General features: G+C 75.5%; 10 protein-coding genes. 6 read left to right on the forward strand and 4 right to left on the reverse strand.

What is annotated here, in order from left to right; all coding sequences use genetic code 11:
* Window positions 1-102: 102 nt before the first annotated feature.
* Window positions 103-3,081, reverse strand: a complete 2,979-nt coding sequence (locus tag OG370_RS32475) for a sensor histidine kinase (protein ID WP_328470542.1) — start codon at window positions 3,079-3,081, stop codon at window positions 103-105.
* Between the two features lie 183 nt (window positions 3,082-3,264).
* Here OG370_RS32475 and OG370_RS32480 point away from each other — a divergent pair, with 183 nt between their 5' ends.
* From OG370_RS32480 to OG370_RS32490, 3 genes are all read left to right on the forward strand, one after another.
* Window positions 3,265-4,785: a metallophosphoesterase family protein gene (locus tag OG370_RS32480; protein ID WP_328470544.1), complete on the forward strand. Its 1,521-nt coding sequence runs from the start codon at window positions 3,265-3,267 to the stop codon at window positions 4,783-4,785.
* 136 nt (window positions 4,786-4,921) lie between these two features.
* The gene (locus OG370_RS32485) at window positions 4,922-5,614 is read left to right on the forward strand and encodes a GPP34 family phosphoprotein (RefSeq protein ID WP_328470546.1); all 693 of its coding nucleotides are present in this window, start codon (window positions 4,922-4,924) and stop codon (window positions 5,612-5,614) included.
* An 81-nt stretch (window positions 5,615-5,695) separates the two neighbouring features.
* Window positions 5,696-6,838, forward strand: coding sequence for a cytochrome P450 (locus OG370_RS32490; RefSeq protein WP_328470548.1), 1,143 nt, complete (start codon window positions 5,696-5,698; stop codon window positions 6,836-6,838).
* A gap of 109 nt (window positions 6,839-6,947) precedes the next feature.
* Here OG370_RS32490 and OG370_RS32495 read toward each other — a convergent pair whose 3' ends face one another.
* Complete coding sequence (locus tag OG370_RS32495; RefSeq protein ID WP_328470550.1) at window positions 6,948-8,156, reverse strand: AAA family ATPase; 1,209 nt, start codon at window positions 8,154-8,156, stop codon at window positions 6,948-6,950.
* A 265-nt stretch (window positions 8,157-8,421) separates the two neighbouring features.
* Between OG370_RS32495 and OG370_RS32500 the strand changes: the two genes are divergently transcribed.
* Together OG370_RS32500 and lhgO are read left to right on the forward strand one after the other, a co-directional pair.
* Window positions 8,422-9,435, forward strand: a complete 1,014-nt coding sequence (locus tag OG370_RS32500; RefSeq protein WP_328470552.1) for an alpha/beta fold hydrolase — start codon at window positions 8,422-8,424, stop codon at window positions 9,433-9,435.
* A 94-nt stretch (window positions 9,436-9,529) separates the two neighbouring features.
* The gene (gene lhgO, locus OG370_RS32505; protein WP_328470554.1) at window positions 9,530-10,768 is read left to right on the forward strand and encodes an L-2-hydroxyglutarate oxidase; all 1,239 of its coding nucleotides are present in this window, start codon (window positions 9,530-9,532) and stop codon (window positions 10,766-10,768) included.
* Between the two features lie 81 nt (window positions 10,769-10,849).
* Here lhgO and OG370_RS32510 read toward each other — a convergent pair whose 3' ends face one another.
* Entirely contained in the window at window positions 10,850-12,568 is a 1,719-nt protein-coding gene (locus OG370_RS32510) for an ABC-F family ATP-binding cassette domain-containing protein (protein ID WP_328470556.1), read from the reverse strand.
* 372 nt (window positions 12,569-12,940) lie between these two features.
* Here OG370_RS32510 and OG370_RS32515 point away from each other — a divergent pair, with 372 nt between their 5' ends.
* Window positions 12,941-13,666 (forward strand): class I SAM-dependent methyltransferase, encoded by a 726-nt coding sequence (locus tag OG370_RS32515; RefSeq protein ID WP_328470558.1) that lies wholly within the window; start codon window positions 12,941-12,943, stop codon window positions 13,664-13,666.
* A 70-nt stretch (window positions 13,667-13,736) separates the two neighbouring features.
* On the opposite strand, the gene OG370_RS32520 is transcribed toward OG370_RS32515, so the two are convergent.
* A complete protein-coding gene (locus tag OG370_RS32520) occupies window positions 13,737-14,519 on the reverse strand; it encodes a phosphatase PAP2 family protein (protein ID WP_328470560.1) in 783 nt (260 codons plus the stop codon).
* Window positions 14,520-14,572: the final 53 nt, after the last annotated feature.

Genomic DNA, 14,572 nt, shown 5'->3' on the forward strand with positions numbered 1-14,572 from the left:
CGGGAACTCCCCGTTAGCGCCTTCCTGACGCGCTCACCTGCGGCCTTGACGGCGTCTTGACGCCGGGGCACGGCCGAGGCGGGGACCGGGCAGAGCCGGCGACTACGGCCGCTCCGGGTCGGGGTCCGGGTAGGGGACCGGCTCCGGCGCGGGACCCGCGGCGGGCAGCGACAGCACCATCGTCAGGCCGCCGCCGGGGGTGTCCTCGGGGGTGAGGGAGCCGTGCATCGCCTCGGCCAGGCCGCGGGCCAGCGCCAGGCCCAGGCCGAGCCCGGTGCCGTTGTCGCGGTCGCCCATCCGCTGGAACGGCTCGAAGGCCCGCTCACGGTCCCGCGCGGGCATCCCCGGGCCGCGGTCGATCACCCGCAGCTCCACCCGGCCGCCCAGCGCGCTCGCGGTCAGCACGACCGGCCGCCGGGCCGGCGCGTGCCGTACCGCGTTGGCCAGCAGGTTGGCGATCACGCGCTCCAGCAGCGGTGGATCGGCCAGGACGGCCGGGGCCCGCTCCAGGCCGCGGGTGTCGATGCCCGGGGCGTCGGCGGGCAGCGACTCCAGCGCGGCCGGCAGCACCTCCTCCAGCGCGGTGGCCCGCAGCCGCAGCCGCAGGGCGCCCGCCTGGAGCCGGCTCATGTCCAGCAGGTTGTCCACCAGCCGGCTCAGCCGGGCCAGCGACTCCTCGGCGGTGGCGAGCAGCTCCTCGCGGTCCTCGGCCGAGAACTCCACGTCCTGGCTGCGCAGCGAGCTGACCGCGGCCCAGCCGACCGCCAGCGGGGTGCGCAGGTCGTGGCTGACCGCGGCGAGCAGCGCCGTACGCATCCGGTCCGCGGCCTTCACCGGCTCCACCTCGGCGGCGGCCTCGGCGAGCCTGGCCCGCTCGGCCGCCCCGGACACGTGGGCGGCGAAGGCGGCCAGCACGCGCTGGTCGGAGGCGGAGAGCGGCCGGCCGCGCAGCAGCAGCACCATGCCGTCGCCCGCGGGCACCCGGACGGCGGCGCCCGCGCTGCCGTCGCACGGGCCGGTGCCGGTGGCGGCGCTGATGCCGGAGGCGGGGGTGGCCGCGGTGGCGGGGGTGGGGGGCGTGGTGCCGGTGGCTGTGCCGCGGGGGCCCTGCGGACCGCCGCTGCCCGCCGTACCGCCGCCGACGGCCGTATCGCCGCTGCCCGCCGGGCCCGTACCGCTCGCCTGCGCCGGGGCCGTACCGCTCGGCTCCGCCGGGACCAGTTCGGCGCTGTCCATCCCGAACGTCTCGCGGGCCCGTTCCAGCAGCGCGGGCAGCGCGTCGCCGCCGCGGACGATGCTGCCCGCCAGGGACGACAGCGTCTCGGCCTCGGCGGTGGCCCGGGCCGCCCGGCGCGACAGCCGCAGCGAGCGGTCCACGACGGCCGCGACCGTGCCCGCGACCACCACGAACACCGCGAGCGCCAGGATGTTGTTGGGCTCGGCGATGGTGAACTGCCCCACCGGCGGGATGAAGTAGTAGTTCAGCAGCAGCGACGCGGTCACCGACGCCACCACCGCCGAGACCACCCCGCCGAAGCACGCCACCCCGACCACCGCCAGCAGGAACAGCAGCGCCTCGCTGGTCAGATTGAGGCTGCCGCGGTTGCCCGCGAGGACCGCGGTGAGCGCCAGCGGCAGCACCAGCCCGCTCACCGGCCCCGCCACCAGCCGCCAGGTGGTCAGGGTGCGGCGCCGCGAGGGCAGCAGCCGGCCGTGCCCGGCCCGCTCATGGGTGACCATGTGCACGTCGATGTCCGCCGAACTGCCCACCGTGGTCTCGCCGATGCCCCGCCCGGTCAGCAGCCGCTCCCACCGCCGCCGGCTGCTGGTGCCCAGCACCAGCTGGGTCGCCCCCACCCCGCGGGCGAACTCCAGCAGCGCCACCGGCACGTCGTCGCCGACCACCGAGTGGTAGCTGCCGCCCAGGCTCTCCACGAGCTGCCGCTGCCGGGCCAGCGCGGCCGGCGAGGCGCCCACCGCCAGCCCGTCGCTGCGCGCCACGTGCACCGCCAGCAGGTCCCGGCCCCCGTCGATGCCCGGCGGGGCGCCGCCCGCCGACCGGTCGGCGATCCGCGCCGCCCGGCGGATCAGCGTCTCGCCCTCCGGGCCGCCGGTCAGCGCCACCACCACGCGTTCCTTGGTCTCCCACACCCGCCCTATGCCGTGCTCGCTGCGGTAGTGGTGCAGCGCCTCGTCCACCCGCCCCGCCACCCACAGCAGCGCCAGCTCCCGCAGCGCGGTCAGGTTCCCGATCCGGAAGTAGTTGGCGAGGGCCGCGTCGACCTTCTCCGCGCCGTAGACGTTGCCGTGCGCCATCCGGCGGCGCAGCGCCTCCGCCGGCATGTCCACCAGCTCGATCTGGTGGGCGCGGCGCACCATCTCGTCGGGCACCGTCTCGCGCTGCGGCACCTCCGTGATCTTCTCGACCACGTCGTTGACCGACTCCAGGTGCTGGATGTTGACGGTGGTGACCACGTCGATGCCCGCCGCGAGCAGCGTCTCGACGTCCTGCCAGCGCTTGGCGTTGCGCATGCCGGGCGGGTTGGAGTGCGGCAGCTCGTCCACCAGCGCGACCTCGGGGCGGCGGGCCAGCACCGCCGCCAGGTCCATCTCGCCGACCACGGTGCCGCGGTACTCCCGCTCCAGCCGGGGCACCACTTCCAGGCCCTCCACCAGCGCCAGCGTGTGCGGCCGCTGGTGGCACTCCACCAGCGCCACCACCACGTCCGTGCCGCGCTCCGCCCTGCGGTGGCCCTCGTCCAGCATCCGGTAGGTCTTGCCGACGCCGGGGGCCGCGCCCAGGAACACCTTGAGCAGCCCGCGCCGGCCCGTCCACCCGGCGGGTTCCCACGCGTCGCCCGTGGGCGGGGAGCCCGTCGGCGGGGAGCTCGCGGCGTGGGAGCCCGAGGGGTGGGAGCTCGCGGCGTGGGAGCCCGAGGAGCGGGAGCCCGAGGATTGCGAGAAGGGCGCGGGCACTCGCGGCTGGACCTGTTCCGGGTCCTGTTCCGGGTTCTGGGCCTGGGCGTGCGTGGGCGCCGGGCGGCGGGCCGAGGGCCCGGCCGGGTCGTGTTCCGGGATCATCCGGTCCACGCAAGCCGAGGGCACGCCGTGCGGCCGGGCGCGTTGACGACTTCCTGGCGCCGATCACCCGTACCTTGACGCGCTGTTGACACCGGCGCCGGGCCGTACGACGCGCGGCCGGGACCCGTCGTAGCCCGGCCACCGTCCCTGGACCCGGGCCCGGGAGTGTGCCACAGTGCGCCGATGCCCGCCTCCTCGCGTGACTCGTCGGCCGGTGCCGGCTGGCAGGACCAGGAACCCGGCCGCTACCGGGAGTTGATGCCGCCCCGGGTGGTCGAACTCTCCTGGCTGAACCCGGCCACCCTGTGGCGGGCCCGCAACGGCCCGCTCGCCTCGATCTTCGGCGACCCGACCGGGACCGACCGGCAGCGCTGGGTCGGCGCCCAGACCGAACGCGGCGCCGCCGAGGGCGACCTGGTGATCACCCGGGACGACCCCGACACGTTCTCCTTCATGCTGCTCGGCGACACCGGCGAGGGCGACGGCCCGCAGTACGCGGTGGTCCCCGGCCTGCTCAAGGAAGGCGCCGGCACCCGCTACGCGGTGGTGTGCAGCGACGTCATCTACCCGGTCGGCACCGGCAACGACTACCCGACGAAGTTCTTCCGCCCCTACCGCGACTACGACGCGCCGATCTACGCGATACCCGGCAACCACGACTGGTACGACGGCCTCACCGGCTTCATGCGGGTGTTCTGCCGCGCCCCGGCCCTGCCGCCCGCCGCCCGGGCCCGCCCGCTGTCGGCCGCGTGGTGGCGGGGCCTGCTGTGGGCCCGGCCCGACACCCCCGACGACGCGCTGCTGGACCAGGCCCGGCAGCTGCGCTCCGCCCCCGTGCAGGCCGCGTCCCAGCCGGGCCCGTACTGGGCGATGGACAGCGGGCCGATACGGATCATCGGCATCGACACCGGGCTGCTCGGCGACATCGACCGGGAACAGGGCGAGTGGCTGCGCCGGGTCGCGCGCGGACCGCGGCCGAAGATCCTGGTCACCGGCTCGCCGATCTACGTCGACGGCGCACACCACCCGTGCGCGATAGCCGGCGGCGGCACCGTGGACGACGTCGTCCGCGACCCCGCGCACCACTTCGTCGCCGCGATCGGCGGCGACATCCACAACTACCAGCACTACCCGGTGGACGTCGGTGGCCGCCGGATCGAGTACGTCGTCTCCGGTGGCGGCGGGGCGTTCATGCACGCCACCCACACGATCCCGCGGGTCTCGGTCGGCGGCGTGGGTGAGGACGACTTCCGCTGCTACCCGATGCGCGGCGACTCGCTCGCCTTCTACAGCCGGCTCTACGGGCGCAGGCTGCGGCTGCGGCGGCTCTTCGACCTCACCCCCGACCAGGCGTCCGCGGTCGTCGCGCACCGGCTGGGCACCACCCCGGTTCGCGCCTCCGACCGCACGGTGACGCTCAGGGCCCGCTTCGTCGCGTCCGTGCTGGGTGTCGCGTCCCACCCGCACCGCCGATCCCGGTTCCGGCTCCGGCTGCCCGTCCGCCGCACGCTCACCCAGGTGCTCTCCCCGGGCTCGGCGACCTACAGCCCGCCGTTCTTCAAGAACTTCCTCCGCCTGGACGTCACCCCCGAGTCGATCCGGATACGGTGCTACGCCGCCACCGGGCTGCGCGCCCACGAACTCGACCCGCCGGTCGAGGACGACTTCACGATCCCGCTGCCGCCCGCGACGCCGGCGGCGTAGGCCCGGCCGGGCCCACGTGTGTCGCACCGCCGGGTCGGACTGCCCGGACGGGCCGGGGGGAGGGATAATCGGGCAGGTGGGCCGGCGGGAGAGCGACCGTGTGCCGGTCGCCGTCGCCCGGAACGGGAAGCCTGCCATGACCACAGCGCGTGATCTTCTGACCGTCACGATGGACATGCCGTCCAGCCGGACCGTGGAGCGCGGCGATCTGTCGCTCGGGCTCGCCGGTGCGGAGCTGGTCGACCTGCTGCGGGCGGGCGCGGCCACCCTGGACCGCGGCCGGATCGTGCCGGGGGCGCGGCTGCCGCACGAGGACCGGCTGCTGGGCGAGGCCGCCGTCGCGATGTCCCGCACGCTGCCGTTCGAGACCCTCGACGACTGGCTGTGGCGCCGCGGCCGCGGGCTGCCCGCCGTGTATCTGGCCGCCTTCACCGACGAGGGCCGGCTCACCCGGCAGCGCCGGCGGCGCTGGTGGGCGTTCGGCGGCAGCCGGATGGTGCTGCTGGACACCGACGACCGCCGCCGGGCCGGCCACCGCTGGGCGGCCGACGAGCCGGTGCTGGTCGCCCTCGCCACGACCATCGGCGTCACCGGGCACCGGCCCGACCCGTCGCCCCCGCCGCCGGACCCGTCGGCGGGCCTTCCCGCGCCCGACCCCGCCGACCCCGTCGACCTCCCGCCCGACCTCGCCGCACAGGTCGCCGACCCCTCCGTCGCGGCCGTGCTCTCCGCCGTCGTCCACGCCGTCGCCGAACTCTCCGACGAGCGCCGCCGCCGCGCCAACCGGCTCAAGGACGCCCACACGACGACGCTGCGCCGCGGCTACTGACCGCCCGGCCCGGGGCAGCCCGGGGCAGCCCGGAGCGGCCCGGGCGGGGGGCGCCGGGGCAGGGCCGGTTAGGGTCGTGACGTGGTCACCCTTGCCGAACTCGCCGAAGACCCGCACCCGCACCTCGCGGAACTGCGCGAACGCGCACCCGTGGTGTGGCTGCCCGCGCTCGGCGGATGGATGGTGACGGGCCGGGCACTGGCCGTGGAGGTCATGCGGGACGCCGCCGCGTTCACCGTGGACGACCCGAGGTTCACCACGGCGCGGGTGGTCGGCCCGAGCATGCTCTCGCTGGACGGACCCGAACACGCCCGCCACCGGGACCCGTTCGTGGCCCCGTTCCGGCCGCGCGCGGTGCACGCCGCGTTCGGCGAGACCGTACGGCGCGAGGCCGACCGGCTGCTCGACGGCCTGGCGCCGCGCGGCGCCGCGGAGTTGCGCCGGGACTTCGCCGGGCCGCTCGCGGCGGTGGTGATGGCCGAGGTGCTGGGGCTGACCGACGTCCCCGTCCCGGCCATCCTGGGCTGGTACGACCAGATCGTGCGGGCCGTCGACCGGCTCACCCACGGCGAGGACGCGGGAGCCGAGGGTCCGGCCGCGTACCAGGCGCTGCGCGCGGCGGTCGCCGGCACCCTCGACGCGGGCTCCGCGGACTCCCTGCTGGTGGCCGCCGCTGCCGACGGCCGGCTCGACCTGCCCGAACTGGCCTCCAACGCGGCCGTGTTGCTCTTCGGCGGCATCGAGACCACCGAGGCGATGATCGCCAACGCGCTGCTGCACATCCTCGGCGAGCCCGACCTGGTGGCCCAACTCCTCGCCGATCCCGACCTGTTGGACAACGCCGTCGAGGAGTCCCTGCGGCTGGAGCCGGGCGCCGCCGTCGTGGACCGCTACGCCACCCGCGACACGGACCTGGCGGGCATACGGGTCCGCGCCGGCGACCTGGTCACCGTCTCGCTGGCCGGCGCCAACCGCGACCCCGCGGTCTTCCCCGACCCGGACCGCTTCGACGTCCACCGCCCCAACGCCCGGCTCCAGTTGGCGTTCGCGCACGGCCCGCACTTCTGCGTCGGCGCGCACCTGGCCCGGCTCGAAGCCCGCGTCGCCCTGCGGGCCTGCTTCGAACGGCTTCCCCACCTGCGGCTCGACGCGAGCCGCCCGAGTGCCCCGCGCGGCCTCGTCTTCCGCAAGCCCCCCACCCTCGCGGCCCGCTGGAACTCCTGACCCCGTGCCCACCCGCGCGCCTACGGCTCCCCGTGGACGTTCCCGCGAAGTCCCTTTCCTCGCAAGGCGGTTCGGGGCGCCCGGTCGGCTGAGCGCCGTGCCGGCGGCGCTACGTCGCCGTCGCGCCCGTGGCGGGCTCGTGGTCGGCGGCCGGCGACGGGCGGGGGACCAGCCCCTCGGTGCGCAGGAGGTGCCCGGCCGTGTCGAGTCCGGCGCCCAGCGCGAACGCGGCAGGTTCGTCGAGTTCGCCGATCGTGGTGCGCCCCTGCTCGGCGCGGACCGCGCGCACGGACGCCGCCTCGACGTCCTCGTGGTCGAGCAGTTCGGGGCTGTGGCTGGTGACGAGGACCTGCCGCCGGTCGGCCGCGTCGCGCAGCGCCTCCCGCAGGACGGCGGCGGCCGCCGGGTGCAGCGCGGTCTCCGGCTCCTCGACGGCGACCACTCCGTACCGTCCGTCGACCGGCGCGAAGAGCGCGAGCAGCACGCCGAGGGCGCGCAGCGTGCCGTCCGACACCGAGGGCGCGGTGAACTTCCAGGGATGGGCGGAGCCCGCGGTGTCCTGGGTGAACTCCACGGTCTCCGCGCCCTCCAGCACCCGCCGGCGGGTGCCGCGCAGGCCCGGCACGATCCGCCGCAGATAGCTGTCGAGGCGGCGCAGATCCGCCCCGTCGGCGACCCGGCGCAGCCGGTGCAGCACGGCGGCGGCGTTCGCGCCGTCGCGCAGCAGCGCCCGGCCGTCCTGCGGCGGCGCCGGCGCCCGCATGGCCGCCGGGTCGAGGCTGAACGACCGGATGCCCGCCAGCCCCGCGTGCGCCGCCGCGAACGCCTTGTGCCGGCCGAGTTCCGCCAGCAGCAGGCGGCCCGGGTCGGCCGGCGGCAGCTTCCGCTCGGTGCTCGTGGTCAGCGTGCCGTCCGCCACCCGGAAGGCGGCGCGGGCCTCGCCGGCCGCCACCTCGCAGCGCTCCCGGGTGATCCGGAACCCGCCCTTGCGCGCGGCCGCGACCTGCACGCCGTACGTGCCGGTGAGCGGGCCGCGGCCCTCGTCGGGGCCCTCGAAGGACAGCCGCACAGAGAAGCGGTCCGGGTGGCCCGGGGCCCTGCGCCGTACCTGCGCCGCGCCGCCGCGCTCGCGCAGCGCCTCCGCCAGCGAGCCGCCGACCCCGTCGGACACCAGCCGCAGCGCGTCGAGGAAGTTGCTCTTCCCCGCGCCGTTGGGGCCGACGAGGAAGGCCAGGTCCCCGAGCCGGACGTCTGCTTCGGCGAGGCTGCGGTACTGCTTGAGCCTGACGCGCGTGACACGGAAGTGACTGGGCTCCATCGCCCCAGTCTGGCAGCAAGGGCCGGCTGTTCGGGCCCCTTGCCGCGTCGCGTCGCGTCGCCCGGCCCGCGCGTCGCCCGGCCCGCGCGTCTGGCGTGCCGCCGTCGGGCGCCGGCTCCCGTACGGTCCGATGTCTTCTTGCCGGATCGGCAAGGCGGATCGCGGGTCGGGGAGGGTTCGCCGGATGATCGGGTCCGGGCGGTCCGGGAGGCCCGCCCGGCACCCGGCCAGGCATCCGCATCCCCATCCCCATCAGGGAGGACCCATGACCCAGCACACCGGCGACGGACTCGGCACGCACCGGATGATCGCGACACCCGCGGGGCGCACCCACGTGGTGGAACGGGGGAGCGGGCCGCTGGTACTGCTCGTGCACGGCTTCCCCGAGTCCTGGTACTCCTGGCGCCGCCAACTGCCCGCGCTGGCCGCGGCCGGGTACCGCGCGGTCGCGATCGACGTCCGCGGCTACGGCCGGTCCTCGAAGCCGGCGGACCCGGCGGCGTACCGGATGCTGGAGCTGGTGGCGGACAACGCCGCGGTGGTGGAGGCGCTGGGCGAGCGCTCCGCGGTGGTGGTCGGCCACGACTGGGGCGCGACGATCGCGGCGAACAGCGCGCTGCTCCGGCCGGACGTGTTCCGCGCGGTGGGCCTGCTGAGCGTGCCCTACGCCCCGCGCGGCGGCCCGCGGCCCAGCGAGATCTTCGCCGGGATGGGCGGCGACGAGGAGTTCTACGTCTCCTACTTCCAGCAGCCCGGCCGCGCCGAGGCCGAGATCGAGCCCGACGTGCTCGGCTGGCTGGCCGGGTTCTACGCCGCGCTGTCCGCCGAGACGATGCCGCCGCCGGGGGCGCCGGACCCGCACTTCGTGACGCGCGGCGGGCGGCTGCGGGACCGCTTCCCCGCCGTGGCAGGCTCGGGCCCGGGTGCCGGTTCCGGTCTTCCCGGCTGGCTCAGTGAGGACGAACTCGACTTCTACGCGGGTGAGTTCGAGCGGACCGGGCTGACGGGCGCGCTGAACCGCTACCGCAGCATGGACCGGGACTGGGCGGACCTCGCCGCGTACGACGGCGCCGCCATCACGCAGCCGTCCCTGTTCCTGGGCGGCTCCCTGGACGCGTCCACCACCTGGCTGGCCGACGCGATCAAGGCGTACCCGGTCACCCTGCCGGGCCTGGTCGGCTCCCATCTCCTCGACGGCGGCGGCCACTTCCTCCAGCAGGAGCGTCCCGAGGAGGTGAACCGGCACCTCACGGAGTGGCTGGCCGCGCTGCCCGCGTGAACCGTACGGTTCGGTCCGGTCGCTTCTATGCTCGGGGCACGTGACGGGCGATCCGGCGGAAGCAGTGGAAGCAGCGGAAGAAGGTACGGCCGCGATGTCAGCAGACGCAGGACCCCGGCCGGCCACCGGCGGCCGTACCCCGGCCAAGCCCGTCGGGGTGGTGGGCGCCGGGCTGGTCGGCCTGGCCGTGGCGCGCCGACTGGCCCTGCGCGGGGCCGAGGTGGTCGTCTTCGACAAGGAGGCGGAGGTCGCCGTGCACCAGTCGGGGCACAACTCCGGTGTCGTCCACTCCGGCCTGTACTACCCGCCCGGCTCGCTCAAGGCCACGCTGTGCCGGCGCGGGGTCGGGCTGCTCAAGGACTTCTGCGCGCGGCACGAGCTGCCGTACCGGGAGATCGGCAAGGTCGTCGTCGCGCACTCGCCCGCCGAGGTGGAGCGGCTGGGCGTGCTGGAGGAGCGGGCCCGCGCCAACGGCGTGCCCGGGGTGCGCCGGCTCGACCCGGCCGCGCTGCGCGACATCGAGCCCGAGGTCAGGGGGTTGGCCGCGCTGCACTCCCCGACCACCGCCATCGTCGACTTCCGCGCGGTGGCGCGGGCGATGGCCGGCGAGGTGGCCGCGGCCGGTGGGCGGCTGCTGCTCGGCAGCGAGGTCACCGCGATCCGGCCCGGGCCGGGCGACGGCGTCACCGTGGTCTGCGGCCCGCAGGCGTACGCGCTGCGCGGTGCGGTGATCTGCGCGGGACTGCAGTCCGACACGGTGGCGCGACTGGCGGGTGACGCGCCCTCGCCCGCGATCCTGGCGTTCCGCGGCGAGTACTACCGGCTCCGTCCGGAGCGGGCCGGGCTGGTGCGCGGGCTGGTCTACCCGGTGCCGGACCCGGCGTACCCGTTCCTCGGCGTGCACCTCACGCCCCGGGTGGACGGGAGTGTCGACATCGGCCCGAACGCCGTGCTCGCGCTGGCCCGCGAGGGCTACCGGCGCCGCGACGTCAACCCGCGCGAACTGGGCCGGGCGCTGGCCTGGCCCGGCACCCGCCGGCTGGCCCGACGGCACTGGCGGGCCGGGCTGCACGAACTGCACGGTTCGCTGTCGAAGCGCGCCTTCACCGCCGAGGCCGCGCGCTACGTCCCCGCCCTGACCCCCGCGGACCTGGTGGCCGCGCCGGCCGGCGTCCGCGCGCAGGCGCTCGACGAACACGGCGACCTCGTCGACGACTTCAGGATCTCCGCACTCGGCCCGGTCACCGCCGTACGCAACGCCCCCTCTCCCGCGGCCACTTCGTGCCTGGCCATCGCGGAACACGTGGTCGAGCGGCTGACCTTCCCGAGCTGACTTCCCGAGCTGACCTTCCCGAGCGGATCAGCCGCGCCGGGCGACGGGCGAAGGGCGACCAGCGTCCGGCCGGTTCCCGGGTCATGCGGGCGGCGCCCCCGTCTCGGTCAACTCGCCACCGGCCAGCCGCAGCCACCGGTCCACGCCGATCCGCTCCAGGAACCGCTCGTCGTGGCTGACCACCACGAACGCGCCCCGGTACGCCGTCAGGGCGCTCTCCAGCCGCCCGGCGCTGACCAGGTCGAGGTTGTTCGTCGGCTCGTCCAGGAGCAGCAGTTGCGGGGCCGGCTCCGCGCACAGCACGCAGGCGAGGGTGGCGCGCAGCCGCTCGCCGCCGGACAGCACCCCGACCGGGAGGTGGGCGCGGGCACCGCGGAAGAGGAAGCGCGCGAGCAGGGTCATCCGGTCCGCCTCCGTACGGTGCGGCGCGAACGCGGCGAAGTTCTCGGCGACCGTACGGTCCAGGTCCAGCAGGTCCAGCCGCTGCGAGAGGTAGGCGATCCGTCCGTCGGCCCGCCTGATCCGCCCGCTCCGTGCGTCGAGCCGGGCGCCGGAGCCGGGGTCGGAACCGGTACCGGCTTCGGAATCGGTACCGGCGTCGGCTCCGGATGAGTCGTCGGGGCCGACGGAGCCCTGGATCAGCCGCAGCAGCGTCGTCTTGCCCGCGCCGTTGGGGCCGGTCAGCGCGATGCGCTCGGGCCCCCGGACGGTCAGGTCGACTCCCGCGCCGGCGAACACCTCCCGGCCGCCGAGCCGTACCCGCATCCCCTCGCCGAGGAAGACGGTGCGCCCGGCGGGGACCTCGGTGTCCGGCAGTTCCAGGGTGATGCCCTGCTCGTCGCGCAGCGCCCGCTCGGCGTCGTCGAGCCGGGCCCTGGCGTCGCCGACCCGGGCGGCGTGCGTCTGCCCGGCCCGGCCCGCGGACTCCTGGGCGCCGCGTTTCATGGTGCCGGCGAAGATGCGCGGCAGGCCCGCGCTCTTGAGGGTGCGGGCGGCGTTGCCCGCGCGGCGCTCGGCCCGCTCGCGGGCCTGCTGCAACTCCCGCTTCTCCCGCTTCCACTCCTGCTCCGCGCTGCGGACGTTCTTCTCCGCGACCTCCCGCTCGGCCCGCACGGCCTCCTCGTACGCGGTGAAGTTGCCCCCGTACAGGCGCAGTTCACCGCTGTCGAGTTCGGCGATGCGCTCCATACGGTCGAGCAGCGCGCGGTCGTGGCTGACCAGCAGCAGGCAGCCGTGCCACTCCTCCAGCACGTCGTACAGCCGGTGGCGGGCGTCGAGGTCGAGGTTGTTCGTGGGCTCGTCGAGCAGCAACACGTCGGGGCGCTTGAGGAGTTGGGCGGCGAGGCCGAGCGAGACGACCTGACCGCCGCTGAGGGTGCCCAGCCGGCGGTCGAGCGCGAGGCCGGGCAGGCCGAGCCGGTCGAGCTGCGCGCGGGTGCGCTCCTCGATGTCCCAGTCGTCGCCGATCACCGTGAAGTGCCGCTCGTCCACGTCGCCGGACTCGACCGCGTCCAGCGCCCGGATCACCGCGGCGACCCCCAGCACCTCGGCCACCGTGAGGTCACCGGTCAGGGGGAGGGTCTGCGGCAGGTGGCCGAGCGTGCCGGTGACGGTCACCGACCCACCGCTGGGCCGCAGTTCGCCGGCGATCAGCCGGAGCAGCGTGCTCTTGCCGGCGCCGTTGGGCGCGACCAGGCCGGTGCGGCCGCCGCCCGTGGTGAAGGAGAGGCCGTCGAAGACCGGTGTGTCGTCGGGCCAGGAGAAGGACAGGTTCGTGCAGACGACGGAAGCGTCGGACATGGGAGGACCTCGGGGTGTCACGAGGGCAGACGGAGACCTCTGCCCTGGGGGCATCGGGAAATGGGCACGACGGCACAGCCACGGCGGCGGCGCTTCCACGCGCCTGCCGGTGGCCGGTCAGCTCCGGGTCTCACCCGGAGATGTCGTCGTCACCCGCCATGCCTGGTCTCCTCGGTAGAGCCGTTCGGTGATTCACCCGACGATCAACGTCGGCCACCGAGTGTAGTGCCTTCCCGGGCGCCGCGCGTTCCGCCGGATCAAGGGTCCAGGTCCAGGGCGACGCGGGAGGAGGGCGACGCCGTGTCGGCGCGGCACCGGTCCGCCGCCCGAAAACAGGGTGCCGCCGGGACTCGCTTCCCCTAGGTTCGGCCCATGGCTGACGAGAGTTTCGGGCATCCACGGCTCGCCGCGATCTACGACCCGCTCGACCCCGACCGCGGCGACCTCGACGCGTATCTGCGGATCGCGGCGGAGTTCGAGGCACGCAGCGTGCTGGACATCGGCTGCGGGACCGGGGTCTTCGGCCTGCTGCTGGCCGATCGCGGGATCGAGGTCGTCGGGGTCGACCCGGCCCTGGCGTCCGTGGAGGTGGCCCGGGCCAAGCCGGGGGCCGAGCGGGTGCGGTGGCTGCACGGCGACGCCACCGACCTGCCGCCGCTGGCGGTGGACCTCGCGACGATGACGGCGAACGCCGCCCAGCAGATCGTCGATCCGCGGGCGTGGCGGCGGACCCTGCGCGGCGCCTACGAAGCCCTGCGGCCCGGCGGGCACCTGGTGTTCGAGACCCGCGATCCGGCCCGGCGCGGCTGGGAGGAGTGGAACCGCGAGTCCACGTACGGGGTGACCGAGATCCCCGGTGTCGGCGCCGTCGAGACCTGGGTCCGACTGACCGACGTCAGCCTGCCGTTGGTGACGTTCCGCTGGACCTACGTCTTCGCGACCGACGGGGAGGTCCTGACGTCGGACTCGACCCTGCGCTTCCGCGAGCGGGAGGAGGTCGAGCGGGACCTCGCCGCGGCCGGCTTCGTGACGGAGGAGGTCCGCGACGCGCCCGACCGGCCGGGCCGGGAGTTCGTCTTCCTGGCCCGCCGCCCCTGACTCCGGCGGGCGGCGAGCGTCGAGATCCGCGTCGCGGGGGACAGACCCGCCCGCCGCGTCTTCCGCTCGCTCAGCGGCGGGCGTGCCGGCCTTGTCCGTGCGAAGGGGGCGACTGCGTGGCGCGGGTGGCCCGTTCCGACGCCGTGGAGTGGTCGGACGGCGTGGCATGCGTGGCGTGCGTCGCGTGCGTGGGGTCCGCGGGCCGTATCGGCTCCCGGTCCGACGGTCGGTGGTCGGCGGCGACCAGCAGGGGAATCGGCAGCCGCTCCCGCAGCCGGGTCACCGTAGGGGTCGCCACCCGGCGCAGCGCCAGGCTGGTGAGGTAGGCGACGGGCAGGGCGAGCAGCGCGGAGCCGATGACGTCGTGGGGGTAGTGGGCACCGACGTAGACCCGGGTGAAGCCTTCGAGCACCGCGAAGAGCACGGCGATGGCGCTGAGCCGGCGGTCCAGCAGGAAGAGCGCGGCCACGGACGCGGCGGCCACCGTGGTGTGACCGCTGGGGAACGCGTAGTCGTTGGGCACGGGGCAGGTCTCGACGATGAAGGCGTGCGGGAGCGAGCGGCACGGCCGCTGCTCGGCCACGATCTTCTTGACCACCTCCGCACAGGCGAAGGCCACGCCGACGCTGACCGGCACGGCCAGTGCCAGCGTCATCGCGGCGCCGTCCCGCCGCCGGGCCCGCCACCAGCCCACGACCATGAGGACCGCGAAGACCCCCAGTTGGACGTTGGTCCACCATTCGACGAAGCCGTTGAGCCACCGGGTGTCACGGGCCAGGTCCGTGATCGAGGTGAACAGCGAACCGTCGATGTGCGACCCGTCGAAGGCCAGCAGTGCGGAGCCTGCGGTCATCAGCACCGTCTTTCGGAACTGGCTCGGACCGTGTCCGTTCCTGGCCGGTCGTC

It is taken from the genome of Streptomyces sp. NBC_00448 (genome assembly GCF_036014115.1).
Lineage (GTDB): Bacteria > Actinomycetota > Actinomycetes > Streptomycetales > Streptomycetaceae > Actinacidiphila.

Excerpts from the sequence above, each read along its gene's own strand:
- OG370_RS32500 (WP_328470552.1), top strand. The coding sequence starts at position 8,422 with ATGACCCAGCACACCGGCGACGGACTCGGCACGCACCGGATGATCGCG.
- lhgO (WP_328470554.1), top strand. The coding sequence starts at position 9,530 with ATGTCAGCAGACGCAGGACCCCGGCCGGCCACCGGCGGCCGTACCCCG.
- OG370_RS32515 (WP_328470558.1), top strand. The coding sequence starts at position 12,941 with ATGGCTGACGAGAGTTTCGGGCATCCACGGCTCGCCGCGATCTACGAC.
- OG370_RS32475 (WP_328470542.1), bottom strand. The coding sequence starts at position 3,081 with ATGATCCCGGAACACGACCCGGCCGGGCCCTCGGCCCGCCGCCCGGCG.
- OG370_RS32480 (WP_328470544.1), top strand. The coding sequence starts at position 3,265 with ATGCCCGCCTCCTCGCGTGACTCGTCGGCCGGTGCCGGCTGGCAGGAC.
- OG370_RS32520 (WP_328470560.1), bottom strand. The coding sequence starts at position 14,519 with ATGACCGCAGGCTCCGCACTGCTGGCCTTCGACGGGTCGCACATCGAC.
- OG370_RS32495 (WP_328470550.1), bottom strand. The coding sequence starts at position 8,156 with ATGGAGCCCAGTCACTTCCGTGTCACGCGCGTCAGGCTCAAGCAGTAC.
- OG370_RS32485 (WP_328470546.1), top strand. The coding sequence starts at position 4,922 with ATGACCACAGCGCGTGATCTTCTGACCGTCACGATGGACATGCCGTCC.
- OG370_RS32510 (WP_328470556.1), bottom strand. The coding sequence starts at position 12,568 with ATGTCCGACGCTTCCGTCGTCTGCACGAACCTGTCCTTCTCCTGGCCC.